This is a genomic window from Comamonas sp. lk, assembly GCF_900564145.1.
Lineage (GTDB): Bacteria > Pseudomonadota > Gammaproteobacteria > Burkholderiales > Burkholderiaceae_C > Comamonas.
Genome location: NZ_UOOB01000001.1, coordinates 1,623,483 through 1,647,220 on the forward strand (window position 1 = coordinate 1,623,483; position 23,738 = coordinate 1,647,220).

Consider the following 23,738-nt stretch of genomic DNA (forward strand, 5'->3'; position numbering starts at 1 on the left):
GCCCCGATTCGCTGACTTCCTGCCTCAATGGGGTCAGAGATCAGCGAATGACGCGGTGCTTACCCTTGAGGAGGCCATGCGCATGTTGTGAAGTAGGATTAGCCGTTTCGAGGAGGGGCTATGAGACTGATAGCATGTGCTGGCTTACTAGCATTGGCGCTGGCAGGTTGTGCCACGACAGAAGGTGTAGGCTTTTCTGGGCCGCAGTGGGTCGTGACTCAGCAGCGTGACGCGTTCAATGACTCCATCACAAAGATGGTGACCTTTGGTGACTACAGCACCAGCAGCGGAATCATCACGCGCAATTTTCGCTACTACCCGTTTGTAGGCACCTACAACGGGGAGTTGTTTGTCGGCCTTCGTTCTGGTGGCAGGCAGCCAATCCCGACAGGAACGGTTCAGATCCGTGTGGACGATCAGCCAGCGTGGACCATTACCCCGAGTGATACACCTCTCTATCTCCTGCCGCCGGCAAATCAGGCGGCTGGAGCTTCCGTTCCTGGCGTATCCCCAGAGCTGAATGCTCAGGTCAAGGCTTTGACTGAGCAGTCCATGCAGCAGGTTGCTCGCTCAATGTCGCCGTTCACTGCTGTGACTGGAGACAAAGCCAAGCAACTGGTTGGTCAGATGCTGGCGGGTAAGCGCATCATTTTCCGAGTTGTTGGCATCAATCAGAGTGCTTCCACTGCTGGTCAGGCTGAAATTGACCAGTCATTCATCAATGGCGTTCAATCGTTGGGACTGAACATTTAACTATCCATTGCACTGATCGTGCTGCCGCCTTCGGGCGGTTTTTTTATGGGCGCTTGAAACATGGCACGGCAACTTGGCACACTGACAATCGATCTGATCGCCAAAATCGGTGGCTTTGTCAAAGGCATGACCGATGCTGAGCGCGCCGCAGATCGCAAGTCCCGAGAGATGGAGCAAAAGCTCAAGGCTCGGGCGCAAAGCGTGGAAAAGGCTTGGACCGGTATCGGCACGGTACTCACTGCAACCATCGCGGGAATCAGCGTGACGGGGGCGGTGCAAGGGGTAGTCAACCTGGCCAAGGAAACGGCCAATGCTGCCAAAGAAGTCGAGACGCTGTCACGTATCTCTGGAACGTCTACCACTCGCTTTCAAGAGTTGGCTTATGGTGCCCAGCAGGTTGGCGTTAGCGGCGAGAAAATGGCCGACATCTTCAAGGATGTGCAGGACAAGTTTGGCGATTTTGCACAGACCGGCGGCGGCGAGATGAAAGACTTCTTCGAGAAGATCGCTCCCAAGGTCGGTGTGACTATCGACCAGTTCCGCAAACTCTCCGGTGCTGATGCCTTGCAGCTGTACTACAACAGTTTGTCCAAGGCCAATCTGTCCCAGCAGGACATGGTTTTCTACCTGGAGGCTGTGGCGAATGATGCAACGGCCTTGCAGCCTTTGCTGCAAAACAACGGCAAGGCCTGGAATGAGTTAGCAGCCGAAGCGCAGAAATATGGCCTCGTACTCGATAAGGACGCGCTGAAGGCCAGTGCTGCATATCGTGATGAAACGCGAAAGCTTGAAGCCAATCTGCAGGGGATCAAAAATGCGGTGGCTGTGGAGGTGCTTCCCTCCCTTACTCAGCTAAATAGTCAGCTGGCCGATGAAAACACGCGGCAAGCCTTTGCAACGCTTATGAGCTGGGTTGTTGATCTGACCAGCGTGCTTGTGAAGGCTTCCGCCAACATCGTTGCTTTCATCAACACGAAGAACAAGCTTGGTGCATTTCTCGGGACGGATGACTTCGGCAAGATGAAGGCTTCCGCATCGGAGGCCTCAGCCCATGTCGAACGTTTGACCGGGACACTGGAGCGTCACCAGGAAGCTCTCAGCAGAGATCCGGGGAATGCGCGGCTTCAGCGTAATGTAAGCAAGACGCGCGATCTGCTTTTTCAGGCGCAGAACGCGGCAGTGGATGCATCGGATGCCCTAAAGAACTGGGCAAATCAAAAGGATGTTCAAGTCCCTAAGGTTGAGCTCCCGGAGCCTCCGAAGCCCAAAGGGCCCTACTCCCCGGTAACGCCGCCGAAACCTGATGGAGGCAAAGGCAAGTCCCAAGCCGAAAAAGATCAGGAGGCCGCAGACAAGTTCTTGCAGTCCTTGCGAGATCAGGCTTTCAAGATTGAGGAGAGATCGGCATACGAGCAGCTCTTCTACGATATCCAAAGCAAAAGCTTGAAGCTCTCAGAGTCTCAGCTCAACAAAGCGACTGGCCTTGCAACGGCCATCGATATGTCCAAGGAGGCAGAGCGCCAGCGTGCGGTCGAAGTGGAGCGCAGCAATGTGCTCTATGAGGCGCAGAACCGTCTGATCGCCAAAGAGCAGCAACTGCAGTTGGAGCTTCTGACCTACGGGATGGGCGATAAGTCTGCCGCAGAGCTGCGCGAAAAGATCTCGCTGATGCAGCAGCACCAGGCTGAGCTGAGAAAGCTGCAGCAGGATCAGGCCAGCGCAGTCATCGGTGCAGACACTGAGAAAGAGCGTCAACGCATCCAGGCAGCGTTTGCTGAGCGCATTCGGATCACGCAGACCGCCCAGCAGCAGGAGCTGCAGCTGTATGACGACTTTCTGCAGCAAAAGCGCGAGCGCGAAGGCAATTGGCTGCTCGGCGCTCAGTCGGGCCTGGCGACGTATCTGGAAAACGCCCGCGACATGTACTCGCAGGCGCAGGGCATCGCGTCCAGGGCCTTCACTGGCATGGAGGACATGCTGGTCAACTTCGTTAAGACCGGCAAGATGGATGTGGGGAGCTTGTTCGCTTCTATTGGCGAAGAAGTGCTGCGCATGCTGATCCGCATGGGTATCCAGATGGTGGCCAATAAGCTGCTTGGCGATACGTTGCAGGCGGCCGGCGTAGCCACTTCTGTGGCAGCTGGTGCTGCGACTGCTGCAGCTTGGGCGCCTGCTGCTGCCATGGCTTCGCTCGCATCGTTTGGAGCAAATGCGGCGCCTGCCAGTGCGGGCATTGCCAGTACGGTGGCCCTGAGCCAAGGTCTGGCAATGATCCCCGGCTTTGACCAGGGTGGCTATACCGGCCCTGGTGCACGGCTGCAGATCGCGGGCTGGGTGCATGCGGGCGAGGGCGTCCTTAACCAGGACGACATGGCCGCGCTTGGTGGGCCTGCAGCGTTCGAGGCATTCCGGCGGGGCCTGCACAGCATGCCGGGCTATGCCAATGGGGGCGTTGTCGGTGCGCCGCGTATAGCAACGCGTGCTGACTATGCCGCACAGCTTGCAGGCAGCGCACCCATCGTCAATGTCATCGAGGACGCCAGCAAGGCCGGCCAGATCGAGCAGACGCAAAACGCTGATGGCAGCTACACCACGAACGTGTTTGTTCGCAATATCCGCAACGGCGGCGAGGAAGCGCTTGCGCTGGAGACAACTTACGGGCTGACGCGCCGAGGACGATAGATGGCACTCACTTCAAACATTGACTGGCCGCAGGGGTTCCCCTGCGTGCTGCGTGAAGGGCATACGACTCGGCACGCCAGCCCCTTGTTGCGCACCAGCATGGCCTCGGGCAGGGCGCGTCAGCGCCGCAAATTCACCAGCGTGCCCAGTGTGCACACGTGTGCATGGCTGATGACGCAGGCGCAAGCGCAGGCTTTCGAGGCATGGTTTGCCGAGAAGCTGGTCGATGGCGTGGAGTGGTTCAACATGCCGCTCAGGACTCCCATGGGTTCGGGAAAGCTGCTTTGCCGATTCATGGACATCTATGAGGGCCCTGACCTGGTAGGGATCGGCCGCTGGCAGATCTCCGCTTCGATTGAGGTGTGGGCGCGGCCGCTGCTGCCGCCTGGCTGGGGTTTGCTGCCGGAGCTGGTGATCGGCTCCAGCGTCATCGACCGGGCGGTGAATCAAGAATGGCCGGAGGGGTAGACATGGCAACCAGTACAGCCTTGAAGCTGCTCTATGCCGGCGACGATGTGACGACCGTGCGCATCTGTACGCTGGACATCGAGCTGCCGGGTGGCGAGCACATACGCCTTGCCCACAGCTATGAAGACCTCACGCTGGGGGTGGACGGTGTGCCGCAGCTCTTCGAGGCCTGCGGCCTGGAGATCTCCCTGCCGGAGCGCAGCACCGTCGGAAACCAGTCCCTGCGCTTTGGTCTGGGGGTGGTCGATGGTCGGGCGCATCGCCTGATCAGCGACGCGCTCGACTCTGGCCAGCCTTCGTATGTGGTCTACCGCGAGTATGTGTCGGACGACACGTCGGCGCCGGCGGCCGCACCGAAGCGCATGCTGATCCAGGGGGGCGATCTGAATAGCAACGTCCTGCAGGTCGAGGGCAGTTACTTCGATCTGCTCAATCTGGCCTGGCCGCGTGATCGCTACACGGCGGACAAGGCCCCTGGGGTCAAGTACCAATGAGGCAGTTCCTGCGGACGCGCTATGTGCGCGGCGGGCGCGGCCCTGTGGACTACGACTGCTGGGGCCTGGTGCGCGATGCGCGCTCGGCCCTGTTTGGCCGGGCCTTGCTGCCGACCCTTCAGGATGCCCGACCGGGTGAGCTGCGCAACATCACGCGGGCGGTCGACCAGGTCATAGCCTTACATGGCTTCGCGCAGTGCAGCCCTCGGGTGGGCGCGGTTGCCACGGCCTGGAGGGCCAGTCTGTGCGTGCATGTGGGGCTGGTGGTCGAGGTGGACGGCCAGCTGCGAATACTCGAAACCGATGAGCCTGATGGGCCATGTCTGACTGCTCTCAACCGATTTCAGGCCCGCTACACGCGGGTTTTGTTTTATGACCAAGCTGAACGCTAAGTTCGAACGCTCGGGTTCTTGGGGCTTTCGGTTTGTTTAAGCTGGAGCGATCCGTTGCGGATCGCTTCTTCAACCGCATTCCGTAGAGATCGTTCAATCTGCTCAATTGTTATGTCGGGCTTCTTGATGTAAGGGTCTACAACAGAATCTAGCGCCTTATTTCCAGCATATTGAGTTAGCCAACTGATCGCGAATATAACGACTGGTTGAGATAATTTACCGCGTAACCAAGGCAGAAACTCTGCTGCTCTTTCAACTGTCTGTTCTGGCGTTTCGCCAGCGGCAACCGATTCTCGGACCACTTGCAGCAATCTTGCCAAGAGTTCCCGGTCTTCGATTGACCCCTTGGTTACGGTCGCTACATCATTGTGAAAAACATACTCTTCATTGAGGACTACAAAATTTCCGCCGCATTGGCATTTGCCAACGATGCAGCCGGCCATGTTGATGACGCTGCCACCATCTCCTCCAAACGCATTGTTGGTTTCCATGATCGATGTGCATTGATTGCATTTGGCAAAAATTTGAGCCATGTTCTTCAGTGGGAGGTGTGGTTAGAGCTACGTGCAGTTTGCCATCTTCATATGAGTTCAGATACTCTTTTTGAGCACAGGAATTTCTAAAGGCTAATCCATTGCCATATGTTTAGCCGCTCTCAACCGACTTCAGGCCCGCTACACGCGGGTTTTTTTATGACGATCAATATTTACCCCGGACAGATGCCGAGCCAGCCTGTGGAGTCCCACCCCTGGGCAGGCACGATTGCGGGCTGGTTTGCGGCGGTGGGCATTGACTATGCGGCGCGCGAGATCCAGCCCATCACGCTGCACCTCAATGGCGTGCTGCTGCCGGTGGATGCTTGGGCCGAGACGGTGATCAGCAATGAAGACCAGGTGGATATCCGCCCCATCCCTCACGGCGGCGTCTTCAAGCTGGTTGGCAGCATTTTCAACTTCTTCTTTGGCTGGCTGCTCCCGTCCACCAGCAATCAGCGCTACGACACGCCGCAGGGCAAGCAGCTGAGTTCGGCCGAGGGTAAGGCCAACACGGCAAAGCTCAATGGTGTGGTGCCCGAGCTGCTGGGCCAGTTCATCCGCTACCCCGACTATCTGACCCCGCCGCGCCGCTATTTCAGCACGCCGCGCGAGCAGTGGCTGGAGATGCTGCTATGTGTCGGCCCCGGCCAGTACCAGATCGACCCGGCCACGGTCAAGATTGGCAATACGCCGCTGAGCACGCTGGAGGGCGCTGAGTTCACCGTGCACGGTCCTGGCGCCGATATCGGCGGCATCACCCAGCATGAAAACTGGTACAGCTGCCCGGAGGTGGGTGGCACCAGCGCCGGCACGGCGGGGCTTGAGCTGAGCGCCATTGACTCGGGCAACGTCAATCCCACGGCAGGGAGCTATGCGCTCAACGGCGCGCAGATCACTGCTGATGTGGATTGGCCCAATGCCTGGGGCTCTGGCACCGCCATGTCGCTGATGTTTGAGCAGGACGTGACGGTCGCCACGGTGCTGATGACGGGCGAGGAGGGCGGCTCCTACAATACCTTCACTGCTGACTGGCGAGAGATTGCGCCATCTCTGTGGATGCTGCTCACGGCTTCGGGTGCGCTGACGGGCTCGCTGCGGGTGGAGTCCGTGGCCGGCAACATGATCACCCTGGCTGAGCCTGTCAGCGACGGTGACGGGGGCTTCACCTATAGGCTCATCAGCGGCCTGCCCGATGGGGTCATATCACTGGCCGTGTGCCGTGCGGGGCGTACCTACACGGCTTCGTCAGTGGCCGGCCAGGTGCTGACGGTGGCTCCCAGCGAGGGCGGCAGCTGGGCGGGCTTTGCGCCGCGCACCGTGTCGGCGGCTAAGGCCAGCTTTACCGTGCAGGCAGCTACCGTCTACGGTGAGCAGGCGGGCCCCTTTGTAAGCTGCCCGGCCGCCGAGGTCAGCAGCACGCTGGAGGTGGACATCTTCTTCAGCCAGGGCCTTTGCTATGTCTCCGACAAGGGGGAGGTGCAGGGCAGATCCGTGGGGGTGGAGATCCAGTACCGGGACTACGCCGCCGGCGGCGCCTGGCAGAGCGTGGTCAAGTGGTACACCGATGCCACCATGGATCAGATCGGTTTCACCGAGCGTATCGCCTTGCCCTATGCCATGCGGCCGCAGGTGCGGGTGCGACGCAGGGGGGCCAAGAGCACCAGCACGCAGGTGCACGATGAGGTGCAGTGGTACGCCATGCGCACGCGGCTGCCAACGCGCACCAGCTACCCGGACTGGACCACGCTGAGCGTGCGTGTGCGGGGCCTGGGGCAGATCGCAGCCAGGTCGGAGAACCAGGTCAACCTGGTGGCCACGCGCATGCTGCCCGTGCTGCAGGGCGATGGCTCCTGGAGCGCAGATCAGCCTACACGGGATATCTCGGCCGCTCTGCGGCACATCAGCAGCACGGTGGGCTATGGCCTGGACAGCATCGACATGGCCAAGCTGCAGCACCTGCATGGCATCTGGATGGCTCGTGGTGAAACGGCAGACCATGTGTTTGACGAAACCACGGTGCTCGCCGCCCTGCAGGCAGTGCTGGCCGCAGGCATGTCCGAGCTGACGATTGATGACGGCCTGCTGCGCTCTGTGCGCGCGGGTGTGCGTACGTTCGAAGACGGCCATGCCTACAGCGCGCAGAACACCACGGAGGGCATTGCGCGGTCATTCAGCGGCATCCGGCCCGACGACAACGATGGCGTGGAGGTGGAGTTCAGCGACGCCGGCGACAACTGGAACACCAAGACGGTGAACTGTGTGCTGCCTGGCTCGCTGGGCATCAAGCTGGAAAAGCTCAAGGTACTGGGGGTGACAGACCGCACGCGCGCCTGGCGCATCGGCATGCGCCGTGCCCGGCAGCAGCGGTATGAGCGCTGGACGTACACCTTCACCACGGAGCTGGACGCGCTGAACAACAGCTACGGCGACTTTGTCAGCCTGGTGGATGACATCCCTGGCTTCGGCCAATCGGCCCTGCTCACTGGCATCAGCAATGCCAGTGGCCAGGCCCGGCTGGAGGTGACAGAGCCGCTGCGCTGGGATGGTGCAGATCCGTATGTCGTGGCGTTTCGCAGGCCTGACGGCACGCTGGCCGGTCCATGGCCGGCAGCTCAAGGGGCAAGCGCCTATGAAGTGCTGGCCCCGATCCCGGTTGGGGAGTGGCCGCAGATCAAGCTGCCGGAGCCGCCGCACGTGTATTTCGGGCCGGTCACCCGCTGGAGCTTCCCGGCCATCGTCAAGAAGGTCAGCCCCAGCGGTACCGATGGAGCCAGCGTGCAGTGCGTGAACTACGACGCACGCTTGTTCGATGACGACGACAACGCGCCACCGCCACTTTGAGTAGCCGGCCACCTGGCCTCAGAGATCTTTATCACCCGCCCGCATGGTTCGCCCAGCGGGCTTTTTGTTTCTGTGAGGGCACATGACCACTTACAACACCCACAATCCTCTGGGTAGCCAAGACCCACGCGACCTGTTCGATAACGCGCAGAACATGGACAGCGCGGCGAACTCTCAGACTGCGGAAGAATGGATCGACCGCCTCGGGAAGTCGCGTAAGACATGGCATGGGATTGAAAAGAAGGCGAATCTGGACATTGCAACGGCTGTGGCCGAGGCTGTAGACGTCGCAACTGCAGAGGCCGGGGGGTATCGCGACGAATCTCAACAGGCACGAGATGACGCCAAGGCTGCTGCAGGCGCCATCGGTCCCATCAAGTTCTATGACACCTATGCCAAAGCGCTGGCAGACATTGCGAACATCCCTGTTGATGGATTGATCGAAGTTTCCGATGACGAGACCCAAGAAGGAGCTCGGACACGCTATTTCAAAAGAACTGGAGACTTGCTTGAGTTTGCAGTTAATTTGGATCAGCTACGCCTTGACTTGGAGGCGGCCTCAGGCACGGAGCGCGTTACCTACCAAGCGCCAGGTCCTGGCTCGGTTCAAATGCCTTTGAATAAAAAGCTTTCAGAGGTGCGGTCGGCGCGTGATAAAGGTGCAAGAGGCGACGGTGTAACCGAAGATACCGATGCCTTAAACAGCGCATTTCATGATCCAGTGACTCTTACACAAGGAGTCTATTTGGGAAATCCATCTTCAGTATCAAAACTTCGCCTCAGAGGAATCGATGCAGAAATAAAAAAATTGGATTCGTCTGGAAATATTATTCCTCTGATAAACGCAGATTACAGCAGCATTTCTGATATTCGCTTACGTGCAAACAAGGGCGGTAATGCTAATGCTAGCGGCCATCATATCGCCGTCGAAGACGGAATTGATATGACGTTCAGAGACATTGAGATACTTGGGGCCGAAGGTAAAGGCGCTGGTCTGATGTTCTATCCAAGCTCCGCCCCTTTTCAAGAGAGGATAATTGTTTCAAATATTAGAGGGGCATACAACCGCGGTGCCGATGGCGATGGATGCCTTGTCTTGATGACGAAGGTCCGTAACTCTGTCGTTACCAACATTCTTGCAAAAGAATTTGGGAGGTTTGGTGCTTTGGAGTTGAAGGATTATGCGACTCACAATGTTGTCTCATCAGTTATCGCTGATGGATGCGTCAACGGTGTTACTTTTGGATCAGAGACATCGAACAATCCGACACTCAATATACTTTCCAATATCATTGCAAAAAGCCCTTCGTCCTTCGGCCTCCACGCTGGAGATGGAGACAATAATTTGTTTAATGGGGCGATTGTTGATTGCTCCGGTTCTGAGGGTTCTCAAATCGGAGCAATTACAAACAATGGCGAAAATAACGCATTTACTGATGTTTTGATTAGCGGGTTGTCAGGAACCTCCCCGGGAGGTTCGACGTATGTTCCGTACCCTGTCAGATTTTTACCGTTGGCAAAGAATAATTACGCATCAACTTTCGCGCACTACGCTGCAGATAATCTCGTAACGTTTGCTGTGGGGGCTGTCCGTAACTTTGTCGAAATCAAACACCCAGGGAGTAGGGTTGATATATTTGAGAAGTCTTCCTATATAACTGGAAGAGAATCTATAGACGCATCCTCAAATAGCAATGTCTTGCATGCTCCCGCGCTTGGAATGTATTTCGGGACGATGTCTGGGCGATTTGAATGGAGGTATAAGCATGCTGGAATGCCTGCCAGTACTCTTTTCTCCTCCGATAGATTCAGATTCACAGGAGATGGAGACATTTATCACGCAATTGGAGGTGGCTCCGCCGCTGGCGTGAAGCTGTTTAAATCGAACGGCGAGTACAGGACGCTTGCTTTTGATAGCAGCGATAGGTTGCGTTTGGGGCTGACAAAAACGGCATGGGTTCAATTTGGCACTGACAGCATTGTCACAAGCCTGGACAACACGGTGGCTTTGGGCCAACCAAGTCTGCGTTATTCGGTGCTGTACGCCGGCACGGGGACCATCAACACATCAGACAGTCGAGAAAAGACTGAGCCCGAGCAAATTTCTGATGGAGTCCTGGACGCTTGGGGCGATGTTCAGTTCATTGCCTACCGATGGCTGCACATGGTTGCGGAAAAGGGTGATTCTGCTCGCGTGCACTATGGCCTGATCGCACAGCAAGTGCGCGATGCTTTTATTGCCCGAGGGCTGGATGGAACGCGCTACGGGCTTCTCTGCTATGACTCATGGACTGATAAGTACGAGCCCGTTCTGGAGTCTCGCTTAAACCAGTCCGGAGAAGAAGAGCTGCATGAAACAGGTGAGCAGCGCTTGGTTCTTGCAGCAGGAGATCGCTGGGGTATCCGTCCGGATCAATGCCTTTTTCTGGAGGCTGCGTATCAGCGTCGCCGATGCAGCCGACTTGAAGCAGAGCATTTACGAATGGGTGACCGATTGAAGCGCCTGGAAGACCACGCTGGCCTTGAACCATTGCCTCAATAACTCAACCAGATAGCCCGCTGTGCGGGCTTTTTTTCTGCCCGAGGGAGGGCAACAAATGGCAGAACCTGCATCGACCACGACGGCAGTGACCATCATCGGCGCCGCAGTCTCCACGCAAGTGCTCACGGCATTTGGGGTGCCGCTAGGGCTACGTGCTGACGTGCTGCTCGCCGGCTTTCTGGGCAGCCTGATCGCAATCATTTTGCTGAACACCGTGCCAGGCAGCAACGACACCTTGCGGGACATGGTGCGCTTGGCTTTTCGCCGCATGGCCGTGGCCGGAGCCAGCTCCCTGACGGCGGGTTATCTCACGCCGCTGGTGCTACTTGTGGCCAACGTGCCTGAGTCCGTCCTGCTGTCGATGGCTTGCATTGTCGGGGCTGGCGCGCAGAGCTTTCTGCGGTCGTTCATTGGCAAGTACCTGCCCAAGCAGGGCCAAGCGGAAGGGGGCTGACCATGTTCTATCCCGTGATTACGTTGCTCAGCGTACTGCACTGGCTCTGCGGCCTGGTCGTCGTGGCCGAGGCGCTCAACAAGCTGGAGCGCACCGCGCCCTGTATGCCTGGGCTTGCTCCTCGCACTCGCCTGGTGGCCTGGCTCAAAGCCATCGCCTGGGCGCTGCTCGCTCTGGGCGGTGCCGGCGCCCTGGTGGCGCCATGGCTGCGGCCCACACCACCAACCCTTGCTGATGTCTGCGTCATCGCAGGCTTCACTTTTCTCATCATTCGCACCCGTTTTAAGGAGGGTTGACCCATGAAGTTGACAGAACATTTCACCTTGGCCGAGCTGGTGGCCAGCAGCACCGCGCGCAAGCTCGGGCTGGACAACACCCCGACCGCTGATGCCCTGCAGCAACTGCACCGCACGGCCCAGATGCTGGAGCGCGTGCGCACATTCCTTGGCGGCAAGGCCGTCATCGTCACCAGTGGCTATCGCAATCGCCAAGTCAATGCGGCTGTCGGTGGTGTCACATCGAGCGACCACGCGCAGGGCATGGCAGCTGATGTGAAGATCCCGGCATACGGGACGCCCTATGAGGTGGCCAAGGCTCTGGCACCGCAGATCAGTGCACTGGGCATTGGGCAGATCATCTATGAAAGCGTGGGCGGGGCGCAGTGGGTGCACCTGTCCACGCGCATCCCCCTGCAGGCGGTCAATCGTGTGATTACGGTCCACGGCAAAACCACCATGGTGGGGATTCAGTCGGTATGACGACCGCAGCAAAGATTGCTGCAGCGCTTGCCCTGGCGCTGCTGCTGAGCTTGGCGGGCAATTTGGGTCTGGCCTGGATGTACGTGGGGCAGCGTGATGCGGCAACCCTGGCCAGATCCGATGCCGATCACGCCGGCGAAAAGGAGTCGCTGGCGCGTGGGAGTGCAGACGTGTGCACAAAAGCCGTCGAGGCCTTGCAGCTGGTCGGTGAAGGTCTCAAGCGCGAGCGCGACCAAGCCCGCGCACAGGCGGCTGCGGTAGCAGCTGGGCATAAGGCCCGCGCGGACAAGATCCTCAGCACGCCGGCCGCAGTGCCTGGCGATGCATGCGCAAGCGCACAAGCCCGAGTGGCTGAGCTGCTGGCGTCCCGTCAGTCTGCAGGAGGTCAGTAATGCGCCGTCTACCCCTACTCTCAGCTGCGCTGGCGGCCGCTGTCCTCCTGGCTGGTTGCGGTGCTGCGCCGCCGGCGAGGGTTGAGATTCAGCAGGTCAAGGTCGCCATGCCGGTTCCTTGCGATGAGCCCGAACCTGAGCGACCCAATATGCCGACCGAGCAACTGCCTGGCGGCGCTGACGTGGACATGTACGTCCAGGCCGCCGGCGCCGAGCTGGAGCGCCGCGAGGGCTATGAGATCCTGCTGCGGACGGCCCTGGCCAACTGCAAGCGGCCGCTCAAAGTGGCCAATGAAAAATGAAAGCCTCCCCGGTGCTTCGGCATCGGGGAGGCTTTTTTTGTTTATGCGCTGTGCGGCTGCTGTGTCAGGGCTCGCAGTCCTCGTAGATCCAGGCCTTCATTTCTGCGTACACGTCTGCACTGTGAAAGTCCAGGCATTGGGGGTGCTTGGACTGCAGATACTCATAAAACAGGTGCATGGCCACGCCCATGGCCATATAGTCCGATTCGGCCATCAGATCGCTCCAGGCGTACCAATGGTCAATGATTGCGCTGCGCGCGTCTTCACGTCGCATGACTTTTCTCCCCTGGGACGCATATCCATGCTTGCCTGATAAAACTCTGCGTGTACGTGCGACTGCCATTCAGTCTCATGCTGCCCTTGTCGATGGCCACGAGATTGCAACAGTTCAGTGCCTCGATGACGTCCTTAATGCCTGGAGGAGCGCCGGGTTCTGGAAGTAGGTGCGCCTGGTTCTTGGGCATGCCGGTGCCGGGCAGCTTTGAATGCATATACAGCCATCCATACGCGCCGTTCGCCTGCGCGATTTCAGGCGGCAGCCGCTGGCCGTCTTCGTACAGTTGATAGATAGTGCACCACATACTGTTAATTTATACAGTATTTGAAAAACCTTTCGCCAACCATGTGCTGCGATGGGTCTGCGAGTGCCGTGCAGTAGAGTAGGTTTGAGCGTGGATCTTTGTGTGGGTGTGCGCGGTTGCGCTATAACATATTGATTATTAAGGGAATTCAAGGATTGCAAATCCGGTTAGACCAGTTCGACTCTGGTTCGCGCCTCCAAAACAAGCCAGAACTCTTATGAGTTCTGGCTTTTTTCATTTCTGCATTGTTCGTTTGCAGAGTCTTTCTTGTTGCGAGTTCATGCGCGGGACCTGTGGCTGCAAATACATGTAGTGACAGATCACTTTGCTTAGTCTTATTGGACGATGGGCATTCCTGCGTCTTTTCCTAAGCTGTCTCCATGCGTCGATCGCAAATCAACAAGGAGACATGTATGCGTTTAGCTGGAAAAGTGGCCGTAGTCACAGGTGCAGGTCAAGGCATGGGCCGCGCAATTGCCCAACGTTTCGCTGACGAAGGTGCCACCGTGGTGGCGGTGGACCTGAACGAAGAGGCTGCAAAGCAGACGCTGGACGGCAAGAGCGGCAAGCATGCCGCCCGTTCGGTGAATGTGGCCGACAGCAGCGCAGTCGAAAAGCTGTTCGCCGAGATCAAAAAGGATTTTGGTCAGGTGGACGTGCTGGTGAACAACGCCGGTGTGGGCTCGGTAGACCAGTTTGCCGACATTCCTGATGAAACCTGGGCGCGAGTGATCGGCGTGAACCTCAACGGCGCTTTTTACTGCGCCCGCCAGGCCGTGAAGCTGATGCAGGAAACCCAAACCGGCGGCACCATCGTCAACATCTCCAGCACTTCGGCCATCAGCGGCGATGGCCCTGCGCACTACTGCGCATCCAAGGCAGCGCTGATGGGCTTGACGCGCGGCATGGCCAAGGAGCTGGCTCCCAAGGGTATCCGCGTGAACACGCTGGTTCCCGGCCCCACCAACACGCCCATGATGCAAGGCATTCCTCAGGAATGGGCCGATGCCATCATCGCCGGCGTTCCCATGGGCCGCATGGCCGACCCAGACGATATCGCCAAAGTCGCAGTGTTCCTGGCCAGCGATGACAGCAGCTTTGTGACCGGTCAGAACGTGGCAGTCAACGGCGGCAGCGCCTTCCTGTAAGGAGAGATGAAGATGAGCAAGCGTCTGGAAGGTAAGGTAGCTTTTGTGACGGGTGGCGGCTCCGGTATCGGTGCTGCAACCGCCGAGCGTTTCGCACAAGAGGGTGCAACCGTGGTGATCTGCGGTCGCCGCCAAGAACCGCTTGATGCTGTTGTGACCAAGATCAAGGCGGCTGGCGGCAAGGCTGAGGCCGTGGTCGCCGATGTGGGTCAGGAAGCTCAGATCGTGGGCGCACTGGAGCAAGCCGCCAGGAATCACGGCGGTCTGGACATTCTGGTGAACAACGCCATGGCCTATACCTGGGGTGCTATCGACTCTATGACGACTCAGGACTGGCAAGCCAACTTCGGCACGTCCGTGGACGGTACTTTCTGGGGTACGCGCACGGCATTGAAGCTGATGAAGGCCAAGGGCGGCTCCATCGTCAATCTGAGCTCCATCTGCGGCACATTGGGCACGCCTTATATGTCCGGCTACTCGGCGGCCAAGGCTGCGGTCATCAATTTCTCGCGTGCTGCGGCCGCTGAGGGCGCGCCCGCCGGCGTGCGTGTGAATGTGGTGATTCCTGCCGTGGTGGAGACGCCAGCAACGGCAGGCATGCTGGCCGATGACGCATCGCGCAAGACCACCGAAAAGCTCATTCCCATGGGCCGCGTGGGTCAGTCCCATGAGCTGGCCAATGCCATCTTGTTCCTGGCCAGCGATGAAGCCAGCTATGTGACGGGTGCTGCACTGCCTGTGGATGGCGGTCGCTCTGCCGTTCTGGTGACTGCGCTGTAAGAGGATGGCCGAGATGAGTGAATCCGTGAATCAATGGCCAAACACGCTGGACGAGCGCATCGACCGTCTGGAGTCGCTGGATGCCATCCGCCAGCTGGCGGGTAAATATTCTTTGTCGCTGGACATGCGCGACATGGAGGCCCACGTCAATCTTTTTGCTTCCGATATACGGGTGGGCAAGGAAAAAGTGGGGCGCGCGCACTTCATGGCCTGGCAGGACAGCACGCTGCGTGACCAGTTCACGGGCACCTCCCATCACCTGGGCCAGCACATCATCGAGTTTGTGGACAAGGACCATGCCACGGGCGTCGTCTACTCCAAGAACGAGCATGAGTGCGGTGCCGAGTGGGTCATCATGCAGATGCTGTACTGGGATGACTATGAGCGCATGGATGGTCAGTGGTTCTTCCGCCGCCGCCTGCCCTGCTACTGGTATGCCACCGATCTGAACAAGCCGCCCATAGGCGACATGAAGATGCGCTGGCCAGGTCGCGAGCCTTATCACGGCGCTTTCCACGATCTGTTTCCCAGCTGGAAGGAGTTCTGGGCGAATCGTCCGGACAAGGATGTCCTGCCCCAGGTGGCAGCTCCCGCGCCGCTGGAACAGTTTCTCAAGACCATGCGCCGCGATACCCCCGCACCGCGCATGCGTGTTCGCTAAGCAAAGTTAGGAGTGCGGATGAGTACCACACTGTTTACACCCATCACGCTGGGCAAGATTGCGCTGCAAAACCGTATCGTCATGGCTCCCATGACGCGCAACCGCGCAACTCCGGACGGCGTGCCTACGCAAGCCATGGCAAAGCACTACGGTGCGCGTGGCGATGCGGGTCTGATCGTGGCGGAAGGCACCTGGCCTGAAGCCATCGGCCAGGCTTACTGCCGTCAGCCCGGGATTGAAACGGCAGCGCAGGTACAGGCCTGGCGCCGTGTGACGGATGCGGTGCATGCGCGCGGCGGCTCCATCGTGTTGCAGATCATGCATTCCGGCCGTATTGGCAGCAGCCATATCAAGCCCCAAGGAGTGCGTACCGTATCGGCTTCGGCACTCAAGGCCCAGGGCCAGGTCTGGACCGATGCGGCAGGCATGCAGGACTATGAGGTGCCCCATGCACTGACGACCGAAGAGGTGCGCCAGGCGGTCGCCGAGCATGCTGCTGCTGCCAAGCGCGCCATGGATGCCGGCTTTGATGGTGTGGAGTTGCACGGCACCAGCGGCTATCTGTGCATGCAGTTCCTGAGTTCCGCAACGAATCAGCGCACCGACGAGTACGGCGGCAATGCCGCCAGCCGCGCCCGCTTTGCTGTCGAGTGCCTGGCTGCAATGGCCGAGGCCATCGGTGTGGACCGCGTGGGTTTGCGCCTGAATCCTGGCAATACCTTTAACGACACCTCGGACGAAAACTCGGCCGCCACGCATGGAGAATTGATGCGCCAGTCCGCCAAGCTGGGCATTGCCTACCTGCATGTGATGCGTGCGGTGTTTGACCCGAGCATTGATGCCTTTCAGCTGGCGCGCGAGAATTTTGGCCAGAACCTGATTCTCAACGATGGTTTTGATGCCCAGAGTGCACAAGCGGCGCTCGATGCAGGCCAGGGTCAGGCGGTGTCTTTTGCCCGCCATTTCATCGGCAATCCCGATCTGGTGCAGCGCATGCGCCAGGGTCTGCCGCTGGCCAGGTTCGATCGCAAGACGCTCTATACCGCTGGTGACGAGGGTTACAACGACTATGCGTCGGCCGCCGAGATGCAGGCCGCCTGAAGGCCGCCGGTATCCGTAGCCGTCAAGTTCAGTTACTTCAACGAGTTCATCGTGTTGCGCCGCATCTCCTTAGGGAGGTGCGGCGTTTTTTTGCGTCCATCGCCGATGGGGTCGTGCTGCAGTTGCTACGAGCTACCTCAAGCGGCCGATTATTTTCGAGGGTAACTACCGATATCCCTTGTAGATAAAGCGCATGCTGCTATCAAATCAGTTGCAAAAAGCAGATTCCCGTTAGTCTCAACGGACGATGTTTATACGGGGGTACATCACCAGAATCCATACATCAATCTACAAAAGACTGGGTTGGAGGCCCCGACATCATGATGAATATACGTGGACTGGCATACGTTGTTGCCGAGAGCTCGGATATGGATCGCTGGATCGGTTATGCCCGTGACGTGCTGGGCATGATGCCCAGCACCACGGCCGATGGCACCTTGTTGATCAAGATGGATGAGCGTCAGTTTCGCTTTCAGGTACAGCCCGGACGCAACGACAAATATCTGGCCTCTGGCTGGGAAGTCGCGAACCAGGAGGCTTTCGAGCAAGCCCTGAAGGTGCTGGATGCTGGCAAGGTCGGCTACGAACTGGGTAGCGCAGAACTGTGTGCCAAGCGCCAGGTGCAGCAGCTGGCCGTGGTGAGGGATCCTTCGGGCAACCGCCATGAGATTGTCTGGGGCTTCAAGTCCGACTTCACCCACTTTGCCTCTCCCCAGGGTGTCTCCAAATTCATTACCGGCGATTACGGACTGGGTCATACCGTGTTGCCCGCTCCGGACTTCGAAAAGACCGTCGCCTTTGTGCGCGATGTACTGGGTTTTGGCCTGTCGGACATCTACAACTTCAAGCCTGCGGGAGATGCCGGCCCCACCATCCGCATCCATTTTTTCCACTGCGAAAACGCTCGCCACCACAGCCTGGCGCTGGCCGAGTTTCCTGCAGCTTCGGGTTGCGTACACGTGATGGTGGAAGTGGACAACATGCCTGAAGTGGGCCGCGCCATGGATCGCATGAAAGCCCAGCAGGTGGCGCTTTCGGCCACCTTGGGCCAGCACACCAACGACAAGATGATTTCCTTTTACATGAAGACGCCTTCCAACTTCGATCTGGAGTTTGGTTACGGCGGCGCCATCATCGATTGGGACCATCACATCACACACGAATTTACGACGGTCAGCCTCTGGGGGCACGACTTCAGCGTGGGACGCCCCGCGACTAACGATAAGGAGGCATGAGACATGGCCAACAAATTGATGACGGCAAAAGACGTCGTGGCTTCCATCAAGGACGGCATGACGGTTGGTATTGGTGGCTGGGGCCCGCGCCGCAAGCCCATGGCCCTGGTGCGCGAGCTGCTGCGCAGCCCGGTCAAGGACTTGACGGTGGTGGCTTATGGCGGAGCCGATGTAGGCATGCTGTGCGCTGCAGGCAAGGTCAAGAAGCTGATCTTCGCCTTTGTCTCGCTGGACTTCATCCCGCTGGAACCTTACTTTCGCAAGGCCCGTCAGAGCGGCTCCATCGACGTGATGGAAATCGACGAAGGCCATATGGTGCTGGGCTTGAAGGCTGCCGGCATGCGCATTCCCTACATTCCCACCCGCGTGGGTCTGGGCACGGATGTGCTCAAGCAAAACAACGGCATCCAGCTGATCGAGTCGCCCTATGACGGCAAGGAATGGTTGGCCATGCCCGCCATCAATCTGGATGTGGCCCTGCTGCACGTGGATCGCGCGGACTCGCGCGGTGTCTGCCAGATCAGCGGCCCCGACATCTATATGGACGACCTGTTTGCCCGCGCTGCCAAGAACACTTTCGTGAGCTGCGATGAGCTGGTGGAGTCCAGCAGCTTCGAATCGGCCGATGCCGCCCGTCTGGTGTTCTGGGAGCGTTCGGAAACCACAGGCGTGGTGCACCTGCCTGGTGGTGCGCACCCCACATCGTGTGCTCCCTTGTACGGCTTCGATGTCAAGCACCTCAAGGAATACACGGGCAGCGCCAAGGAAGACGCAGGCTGGGACGAGTACGTGCAGAAGTACGTGCAGTGCAGCGAGCAGGAATATCAGGAAAAAGTCGGTGGCATGGACGCGATCAAGCGCTTGCCCTTGCCCGTGTTCTAAGGAAGCAGAAGATGAGTGAAATTAATTTGGTGGATCGCGTCATCTGTGCTGCAGCACGAGCCTGGGAAAAAGATGGCGAAGTGCTGGCAACCGGCATCGGCCTGGTGCCGCGCCTGGCGGCCTCGCTGTGCATGAAGTCTATCAACACCGATTTGATGATGACGGATTCCGAAGCCTGGATGGTGAGCGAGCCCGTGCCCGTCGGCCCTCGTGGCGACTATCAGATCAAGCGTGAATCGTGGATGGGCTTCTCGCGCATTTTCGACAATGTGTGGGGCGGCAAACGCCACGCCATGGTCGGCCCCATCCAGGTCGATCGTTTCGGGCAAGCCAATATCTCCATGGTGGGCGGTGACTATGCGCGCCCCAAATCCATGATGCTGGGTGTGCGCGGCTTTCCGGGCAACTCCATCAATCACGCCAATTCCTTTTTTGTTCCCAACCACAGCCCCAAGGTGTTCGTGGCGGGCGAGGTGGACATGGTCGGTTCGGTGGGCTACAACCGGGCACGTCTGGCCAAGGGCTGGACGCTGGAAGAAACCACGGATATCCGCTTCATCTTCACCAATCTGTGCGTGATGGACTTCGGCGGCCCTGACTATCAGGTGCGTTTGCTGAGTCTGCATCCCGGCGTGACGGTGGCGCAGGTGGTGGAAGCTACGGGTTTTCCCATCCATGTGCCGGGAAACGTGGGCGTGACTGCCGACCCCACGCCAGAGCAACTGGCCTTGCTGGCCCAGATTGATCCGCACAATCTGCGCGCTACGGCCATGGGAGCCTGATATGGAAAACGCAGCTTCCAGCGAATTCGTGACACGGGAAGACCGGGCTGTCTATGAGACAGACGAACCCGTGCTCTACAGCGTGGACAACGGCGTTGCCACGGTCACCATGAATCGGCCCACGTTCAACAACGTGCAGAACTCTCAGATGACCTATGCGCTGGATGCTGCTTTGCGCCAGGCCACCGATGACGATGAGGTCAAAGTCATCGTGCTGCGGGGTGTGGGCAAACATTTCAGCGCCGGCCATGACATAGGCACTCCAGGCCGTGACATCAACAAGTCTTTCGACCGGGTTCACCTGTGGTGGGACCACACCAACAAGCCCGGTGGCGAGCAGCTGTTCGCCCGCGAGCAGGAGGTGTATCTGGGCATGTGCCGCCGCTGGCGCGATATTCCTAAGCCCATGATTGCCATGGTGCAGGGCGCTTGCGTGGCCGGCGGTCTGATGTTGGCCTGGGTCTGCGATCTCATCGTGGCAAGCGATGACGCTTTCTTCCAGGATCCCGTGGTGCGCATGGGCATTCCCGGCGTGGAGTATTTCGCCCACGCCCATGAGTTGCATCCACGCATTGCCAAGGAGTTTCTGCTTCTGGGTGATCGCATGGGGGCCGAGCGCGCCTATCAGATGGGCATGGTCAACCGGGTGGTGCCGCGTGCAGAGTTGGAAGATCAGGTGTACGCCATCGCCCAACGTCTGGCCGCGCAGCCCCGCCTGGGAATGGCGCTGACCAAGTTGGTCGTCAACAAGGCTGAAGAGCTGCAAGGCCTGCGTTCCACCATGGACATGGCTTTTGGCTACCACCACTTTGCCCACGCCCATAGCCAATCCATGGGCATGGGGCAGCTGGGTGGCCAGGACGCCAAGTCCATGGTCAACGCCAACAAAAAGGAGGCAGCCCAATGAGTGACGTCAATGCATTGCGCACACCGCTGTGCGATTTGCTGGGTTGCCGCTATCCCATCATCCAGACCGCCATGGGCTGGGTGGCGGGCGCGGATCTGGTGGTGGCCACCACCAATGCCGGAGGCTTCGGCTTTCTGGCCGGTGCCACGATTGCGGCCGACAGGATCGAAGACGAGATCCTCAAGGTCAAGCGCCTGACTGGCGATCAGCCGTTTGGCCTGAACTTTCACATGTTCCAGCCCAATGCCGATCAGCTGCTGGACCTGGCCGTGAAGTACAAGCTGCGCGCCGTCAGCTATGGCCGCGGTCCGGACAAGAAGGTGATCGGCCGTCTGCGCGATGCCGGCATCGTCTGCATGCCCACCGTGGGCGCCTTGAAGCACGCCCAGAAAGCCATAGAGATGGGCGCCAACGCCATCACGGTGCAAGGTGGTGAAGGTGGCGGTCATACCGGCAGCGTGCCCACCACGGTGCTGCTGCCCCAGGTGGTGGATGCGGTCAACGTGCCCGTGGTGGCCGCCGGCGGCTTTTATGACGGACGCGGCTTGCTGGCTGCTCTGGCATACGGTGCCTCCGGCATTGCCATGGGGACGCGTTTTCTGATGACCAGCGATTCCAAGGTGCCCGAGGTCACGTTGCAGCGCTATGTGGCCACCAAGGATGCCGAGAAGATCGCCGTCTCGCATCTGGTCGACGGCATGCCGCAACGCATGATCCCCAACGAATACCTGTCCATGCTGGAAAAAGCCAGCCCCATGAAGCGCCTGCGCATTGCGCTGGATCTGGCCTTGAAGTGGAAGGCCGAGACCGGCATGACCACAGGCCAGGCCTTGAGCATTTTCATGAAGGCCGTGCGCGAGGATTCCTCCTCCGTGGCCCAGACCGTGATGGCAGCCAATGCTCCCATGTTGCTGCAGCGCTCCATGGTGGACGGCAATCCTGCCGAAGGCGTGATGTCTGCCGGTCAGGTGGCAGCCCTGATCGGCGGGCTGGACAGTTGCGAAGAGGTGATCGCCGGCATCGTGCGGCAAGCCATGGAGCGTCGCAGCGTTCTGAATCAATTGACCCTTGCTTAAAGAAGTTCCCAAGAGCCCGGATATGTCCTCTCAACAATTTCACTCGAAGATTCATGACAACGGTGTGGCAGAGCTGGTGATTGACCGAGCCCCCGTGAACGCCCTGAACGCCGCTGGCTGGAACGGCCTGGCCAGGGAAATCCAGGCCCTGGGCGACAAGCCCGAAGTGCGCGTGATTGTGATCCGTGCCGAAAACCGCGGTTTTTGTGCCGGTGTGGACATCAAGGAACTGGCCAGCAACGACAAGCTCATCGTGGATGTGAATGCCGGCAACTACGCCACCTTCAAGGCGGTGCACCTGAACAAGGTGCCAGTGATTGCGGCTGTGCACGGTTTTGTGCTTGGCGGCGGCATCGGTATCTGCGGTGCCTCCGACATCGTGATCGCTGCCGAAGATGCCACTTTCGGTTTGCCCGAGGTAGACCGTGGCGCCATGGGTGGTGCGGCGCATCTGCAGCGCATGTTTGGCGTGCAAAAGACCCGCTACCTGTTTTTCACGGGCGAAATGATTGGCGCGCAAGAAGCCTTGCGTCTGGGTGCCATCGAGCGCGTGGTGCCGCGCGAGCAACTGCGCGATGTGGCCCTGGAGATTGCGGGAAAGATCGCCGCCAAGAGCCCCGCCATGATCCGCATCGCCAAGGAAGCGCTGACCGGCATTGAAGACGGCAACCTCGAAGACAAATATCGCTGGGAGCAGGGCTTTACCCTGCAGGCCTACATGAGCCCGGATTCCGCAGAGACACGCAGTGCGTTTGTGGATAAGCGGGACGCCAAGTTCTGACCCTGATTGCGCAACGAGGAGAAAACCAATGGATTTGACATATACCCCTGCGCAGAAAGCCTTCCGTGCGCAAGTGCGGGCCTGGCTCAAGGACAACGTGCCCAAGGAGCGCCTGCAGAGCTACGACACCCGTGAAGGCTTTGAGCAGCATCGTGTCTGGGAGGCCAAGCTGGCCGAAGCGGGCTATAGCGCCGTGATGTGGCCCAAGGACCTGGGCGGCTGCGGCTGCGATCTGACCGAATGGCTGATCTTTGAAGAGGAATACTGGGCTGCCGATGCGCCCCAGCGCGTGAACCAGAACGGCATCTTGCTGCTGGGCTCCACCATCATGGAGTTCGGCACACCCGAGCAAAAAGCCCGTTTCCTGCCCCGCATGGCGCGTTGCGACGATATGTGGGCCCAGGGCTGGTCCGAGCCCAATGCCGGCTCCGACATGGCGGCCATCAGCAGCCGTGCCATTCGCAAGGATGACAAGTACATCCTCAACGGCCAGAAGATCTGGTCCACCCGCGCCATTTTTGCCGACTGGCTGTTTGGCCTGTTCCGCAGCGATCCCACTTCGAGCCGCCACCACGGCCTGAGCTACATCCTGGTGCCTTTGAACACGCCCGGCATCACCGTGCGCCCCATCAAGGCCTTGAACGGCAAGGACGCTTTCGCGGAAATCTTCTTTGATGATGTGGAAGTGCCAGCAGAAAACCTGATCGGTGCCGAAGGCCGGGGCTGGCATGTGGCCATGGCAACCGCCGGCTTCGAACGTGGCTTGCTGCTGCGCTCGCCGGCCCGCTATCAGCGCAGTGCCCAAAAGCTTGTGGAGCTGTATCTGCGCAACCAGGTGGAAGCCGATCGCGATCACTCGATTCGCGATGCCGTGCTGCGCGCCTGGGAAGGCGCAGAAGCCTATACCCTGTCTTCCTATCACACGGTGGGCCGCTTGAACAAAGGCGCCCAGATCGGTGCCGAAGCCAGTACCAACAAGATTGTCTGGTCCGAGCTGGACATTCTGATTCACGAGACTGCCATGCGCATTCTCGGCCCTCGCGCCGAGCTGACGGATGACGTTGAAGCCAATGAATGGCTGGAAGGTTTCCTGTTTGCGCAGGCCGGCCCCATCTATGCGGGCAGCAACGAGATCCAGCGCAACATCATTGCCCAGCGCATGCTGGGTCTGCCCAAATCCTGATCGGTAG

25 protein-coding genes are annotated in these 23,738 nt (G+C 59.1%); 23 read left to right on the forward strand and 2 right to left on the reverse strand.

Going from position 1 to position 23,738, the window contains the following annotated elements:
- The first annotated feature begins 120 nt into the window (after positions 1-120).
- The 5 genes from EAO39_RS07325 to EAO39_RS07345 are packed head-to-tail and all read left to right on the forward strand — an operon-like array spanning position 121 to position 4,789.
- Entirely contained in the window at positions 121-753 is a 633-nt protein-coding gene (locus EAO39_RS07325) for a hypothetical protein (protein WP_162989495.1), read from the forward strand.
- A 60-nt stretch (positions 754-813) separates the two neighbouring features.
- Positions 814-3,435, forward strand: coding sequence for a phage tail tape measure C-terminal domain-containing protein (locus EAO39_RS07330; RefSeq protein WP_120966818.1), 2,622 nt, complete (start codon positions 814-816; stop codon positions 3,433-3,435).
- Positions 3,436-3,903 (forward strand): hypothetical protein, encoded by a 468-nt coding sequence (locus EAO39_RS07335; protein ID WP_120966819.1) that lies wholly within the window; start codon positions 3,436-3,438, stop codon positions 3,901-3,903. It begins immediately after the preceding gene.
- Between the two features lie 2 nt (positions 3,904-3,905).
- A complete protein-coding gene (locus EAO39_RS07340; RefSeq protein ID WP_120966820.1) occupies positions 3,906-4,397 on the forward strand; it encodes a DUF1833 family protein in 492 nt (163 codons plus the stop codon).
- On the forward strand, positions 4,394-4,789 hold the full coding sequence (locus EAO39_RS07345; protein ID WP_240466916.1) for a C40 family peptidase: 396 nt from the start codon (positions 4,394-4,396) through the stop codon (positions 4,787-4,789). Before EAO39_RS07340 ends, EAO39_RS07345 begins: the two co-directional genes overlap by 4 nt.
- Here the strand turns inward: EAO39_RS07345 and EAO39_RS07350 are convergent.
- Positions 4,786-5,280, reverse strand: coding sequence for a hypothetical protein (locus EAO39_RS07350; RefSeq protein WP_120966821.1), 495 nt, complete (start codon positions 5,278-5,280; stop codon positions 4,786-4,788). The two genes, EAO39_RS07345 and EAO39_RS07350, sit on opposite strands and share 4 nt — an antisense overlap.
- Positions 5,281-5,481: 201 nt before the next feature.
- Between EAO39_RS07350 and EAO39_RS07355 the strand changes: the two genes are divergently transcribed.
- The 7 genes from EAO39_RS07355 (at position 5,482) to EAO39_RS07385 (ending at position 12,614) form a co-directional block, all read left to right on the forward strand.
- A complete protein-coding gene (locus tag EAO39_RS07355; protein WP_240466917.1) occupies positions 5,482-8,166 on the forward strand; it encodes a host specificity factor TipJ family phage tail protein in 2,685 nt (894 codons plus the stop codon).
- Between the two features lie 82 nt (positions 8,167-8,248).
- Entirely contained in the window at positions 8,249-10,708 is a 2,460-nt protein-coding gene (locus EAO39_RS07360) for a tail fiber domain-containing protein (RefSeq protein ID WP_120966822.1), read from the forward strand.
- Positions 10,709-10,763: 55 nt separating this feature from the next.
- Positions 10,764-11,162, forward strand: a complete 399-nt coding sequence (locus EAO39_RS07365; RefSeq protein WP_230629866.1) for a hypothetical protein — start codon at positions 10,764-10,766, stop codon at positions 11,160-11,162.
- Positions 11,163-11,164: 2 nt separating this feature from the next.
- On the forward strand, positions 11,165-11,458 hold the full coding sequence (locus EAO39_RS07370; protein WP_045839860.1) for a hypothetical protein: 294 nt from the start codon (positions 11,165-11,167) through the stop codon (positions 11,456-11,458).
- Positions 11,459-11,461: 3 nt separating this feature from the next.
- On the forward strand, positions 11,462-11,920 hold the full coding sequence (locus tag EAO39_RS07375) for a D-Ala-D-Ala carboxypeptidase family metallohydrolase (protein WP_120966823.1): 459 nt from the start codon (positions 11,462-11,464) through the stop codon (positions 11,918-11,920).
- Positions 11,917-12,312 (forward strand): hypothetical protein, encoded by a 396-nt coding sequence (locus tag EAO39_RS07380; RefSeq protein WP_120966824.1) that lies wholly within the window; start codon positions 11,917-11,919, stop codon positions 12,310-12,312. The genes EAO39_RS07375 and EAO39_RS07380 overlap by 4 nt, the downstream gene beginning before the upstream one ends.
- Positions 12,312-12,614, forward strand: a complete 303-nt coding sequence (locus EAO39_RS07385) for a hypothetical protein (protein WP_120966825.1) — start codon at positions 12,312-12,314, stop codon at positions 12,612-12,614. The genes EAO39_RS07380 and EAO39_RS07385 overlap by 1 nt, the downstream gene beginning before the upstream one ends.
- A 64-nt stretch (positions 12,615-12,678) precedes the next feature.
- Here EAO39_RS07385 and EAO39_RS07390 read toward each other — a convergent pair whose 3' ends face one another.
- Complete coding sequence (locus EAO39_RS07390) at positions 12,679-12,888, reverse strand: hypothetical protein (protein ID WP_120966826.1); 210 nt, start codon at positions 12,886-12,888, stop codon at positions 12,679-12,681.
- A 720-nt stretch (positions 12,889-13,608) separates the two neighbouring features.
- Here EAO39_RS07390 and EAO39_RS07400 point away from each other — a divergent pair.
- The 11 genes from EAO39_RS07400 to EAO39_RS07450 all read left to right on the forward strand — a co-directional run bounded on the left by EAO39_RS07400 (position 13,609) and on the right by EAO39_RS07450 (position 23,731).
- A complete protein-coding gene (locus EAO39_RS07400) occupies positions 13,609-14,343 on the forward strand; it encodes an SDR family oxidoreductase (RefSeq protein WP_120966828.1) in 735 nt (244 codons plus the stop codon).
- A 12-nt stretch (positions 14,344-14,355) separates the two neighbouring features.
- Positions 14,356-15,123 carry an SDR family NAD(P)-dependent oxidoreductase gene (locus tag EAO39_RS07405; RefSeq protein ID WP_120970803.1) on the forward strand — a complete coding sequence of 256 codons (768 nt, stop codon included), beginning with the start codon at positions 14,356-14,358 and terminating at the stop codon, positions 15,121-15,123.
- A gap of 13 nt (positions 15,124-15,136) precedes the next feature.
- Positions 15,137-15,784: a nuclear transport factor 2 family protein gene (locus EAO39_RS07410; protein WP_120970806.1), complete on the forward strand. Its 648-nt coding sequence runs from the start codon at positions 15,137-15,139 to the stop codon at positions 15,782-15,784.
- Positions 15,785-15,802: 18 nt separating this feature from the next.
- Positions 15,803-16,885, forward strand: a complete 1,083-nt coding sequence (locus tag EAO39_RS07415) for an alkene reductase (RefSeq protein WP_120966829.1) — start codon at positions 15,803-15,805, stop codon at positions 16,883-16,885.
- Positions 16,886-17,205: 320 nt separating this feature from the next.
- Positions 17,206-18,120: a VOC family protein gene (locus EAO39_RS07420; protein ID WP_162989496.1), complete on the forward strand. Its 915-nt coding sequence runs from the start codon at positions 17,206-17,208 to the stop codon at positions 18,118-18,120.
- A gap of 3 nt (positions 18,121-18,123) precedes the next feature.
- Complete coding sequence (locus EAO39_RS07425; protein ID WP_120966831.1) at positions 18,124-19,002, forward strand: CoA-transferase; 879 nt, start codon at positions 18,124-18,126, stop codon at positions 19,000-19,002.
- Positions 19,003-19,013: 11 nt separating this feature from the next.
- On the forward strand, positions 19,014-19,784 hold the full coding sequence (locus EAO39_RS07430) for a ketoacid CoA transferase (RefSeq protein WP_120966832.1): 771 nt from the start codon (positions 19,014-19,016) through the stop codon (positions 19,782-19,784).
- 1 nt (position 19,785) lies between these two features.
- Positions 19,786-20,691, forward strand: a complete 906-nt coding sequence (locus EAO39_RS07435; protein ID WP_120966833.1) for an enoyl-CoA hydratase — start codon at positions 19,786-19,788, stop codon at positions 20,689-20,691.
- Positions 20,688-21,767 carry a nitronate monooxygenase gene (locus EAO39_RS07440; protein WP_120966834.1) on the forward strand — a complete coding sequence of 360 codons (1,080 nt, stop codon included), beginning with the start codon at positions 20,688-20,690 and terminating at the stop codon, positions 21,765-21,767. The genes EAO39_RS07435 and EAO39_RS07440 overlap by 4 nt, the downstream gene beginning before the upstream one ends.
- Before the next feature lie 22 nt (positions 21,768-21,789).
- Entirely contained in the window at positions 21,790-22,548 is a 759-nt protein-coding gene (locus tag EAO39_RS07445) for an enoyl-CoA hydratase family protein (protein ID WP_120966835.1), read from the forward strand.
- Between the two features lie 28 nt (positions 22,549-22,576).
- Positions 22,577-23,731 (forward strand): acyl-CoA dehydrogenase family protein, encoded by a 1,155-nt coding sequence (locus EAO39_RS07450; RefSeq protein ID WP_120966836.1) that lies wholly within the window; start codon positions 22,577-22,579, stop codon positions 23,729-23,731.
- Positions 23,732-23,738: the final 7 nt, after the last annotated feature.

Bases quoted from the DNA above. Each gene is read 5' to 3' on its own strand.
- EAO39_RS07415 (WP_120966829.1), top strand. From the start codon at position 15,803: ATGAGTACCACACTGTTTACACCCATCACGCTGGGCAAGATTGCGCTG.
- EAO39_RS07340 (WP_120966820.1), top strand. From the start codon at position 3,906: ATGGCAACCAGTACAGCCTTGAAGCTGCTCTATGCCGGCGACGATGTG.
- EAO39_RS07390 (WP_120966826.1), bottom strand. From the start codon at position 12,888: ATGCGACGTGAAGACGCGCGCAGCGCAATCATTGACCATTGGTACGCC.
- EAO39_RS07430 (WP_120966832.1), top strand. From the start codon at position 19,014: ATGAGTGAAATTAATTTGGTGGATCGCGTCATCTGTGCTGCAGCACGA.
- EAO39_RS07420 (WP_162989496.1), top strand. From the start codon at position 17,206: ATGATGAATATACGTGGACTGGCATACGTTGTTGCCGAGAGCTCGGAT.
- EAO39_RS07405 (WP_120970803.1), top strand. From the start codon at position 14,356: ATGAGCAAGCGTCTGGAAGGTAAGGTAGCTTTTGTGACGGGTGGCGGC.
- EAO39_RS07425 (WP_120966831.1), top strand. From the start codon at position 18,124: ATGGCCAACAAATTGATGACGGCAAAAGACGTCGTGGCTTCCATCAAG.
- EAO39_RS07375 (WP_120966823.1), top strand. From the start codon at position 11,462: ATGAAGTTGACAGAACATTTCACCTTGGCCGAGCTGGTGGCCAGCAGC.
- EAO39_RS07335 (WP_120966819.1), top strand. From the start codon at position 3,436: ATGGCACTCACTTCAAACATTGACTGGCCGCAGGGGTTCCCCTGCGTG.
- EAO39_RS07410 (WP_120970806.1), top strand. From the start codon at position 15,137: ATGAGTGAATCCGTGAATCAATGGCCAAACACGCTGGACGAGCGCATC.
- EAO39_RS07450 (WP_120966836.1), top strand. From the start codon at position 22,577: ATGGATTTGACATATACCCCTGCGCAGAAAGCCTTCCGTGCGCAAGTG.
- EAO39_RS07345 (WP_240466916.1), top strand. From the start codon at position 4,394: ATGAGGCAGTTCCTGCGGACGCGCTATGTGCGCGGCGGGCGCGGCCCT.
- EAO39_RS07435 (WP_120966833.1), top strand. From the start codon at position 19,786: ATGGAAAACGCAGCTTCCAGCGAATTCGTGACACGGGAAGACCGGGCT.
- EAO39_RS07385 (WP_120966825.1), top strand. From the start codon at position 12,312: ATGCGCCGTCTACCCCTACTCTCAGCTGCGCTGGCGGCCGCTGTCCTC.
- EAO39_RS07330 (WP_120966818.1), top strand. From the start codon at position 814: ATGGCACGGCAACTTGGCACACTGACAATCGATCTGATCGCCAAAATC.
- EAO39_RS07440 (WP_120966834.1), top strand. From the start codon at position 20,688: ATGAGTGACGTCAATGCATTGCGCACACCGCTGTGCGATTTGCTGGGT.
- EAO39_RS07445 (WP_120966835.1), top strand. From the start codon at position 21,790: ATGTCCTCTCAACAATTTCACTCGAAGATTCATGACAACGGTGTGGCA.
- EAO39_RS07325 (WP_162989495.1), top strand. From the start codon at position 121: ATGAGACTGATAGCATGTGCTGGCTTACTAGCATTGGCGCTGGCAGGT.
- EAO39_RS07370 (WP_045839860.1), top strand. From the start codon at position 11,165: ATGTTCTATCCCGTGATTACGTTGCTCAGCGTACTGCACTGGCTCTGC.
- EAO39_RS07355 (WP_240466917.1), top strand. From the start codon at position 5,482: ATGACGATCAATATTTACCCCGGACAGATGCCGAGCCAGCCTGTGGAG.
- EAO39_RS07400 (WP_120966828.1), top strand. From the start codon at position 13,609: ATGCGTTTAGCTGGAAAAGTGGCCGTAGTCACAGGTGCAGGTCAAGGC.
- EAO39_RS07365 (WP_230629866.1), top strand. From the start codon at position 10,764: ATGGCAGAACCTGCATCGACCACGACGGCAGTGACCATCATCGGCGCC.
- EAO39_RS07360 (WP_120966822.1), top strand. From the start codon at position 8,249: ATGACCACTTACAACACCCACAATCCTCTGGGTAGCCAAGACCCACGC.
- EAO39_RS07350 (WP_120966821.1), bottom strand. From the start codon at position 5,280: ATGGAAACCAACAATGCGTTTGGAGGAGATGGTGGCAGCGTCATCAAC.
- EAO39_RS07380 (WP_120966824.1), top strand. From the start codon at position 11,917: ATGACGACCGCAGCAAAGATTGCTGCAGCGCTTGCCCTGGCGCTGCTG.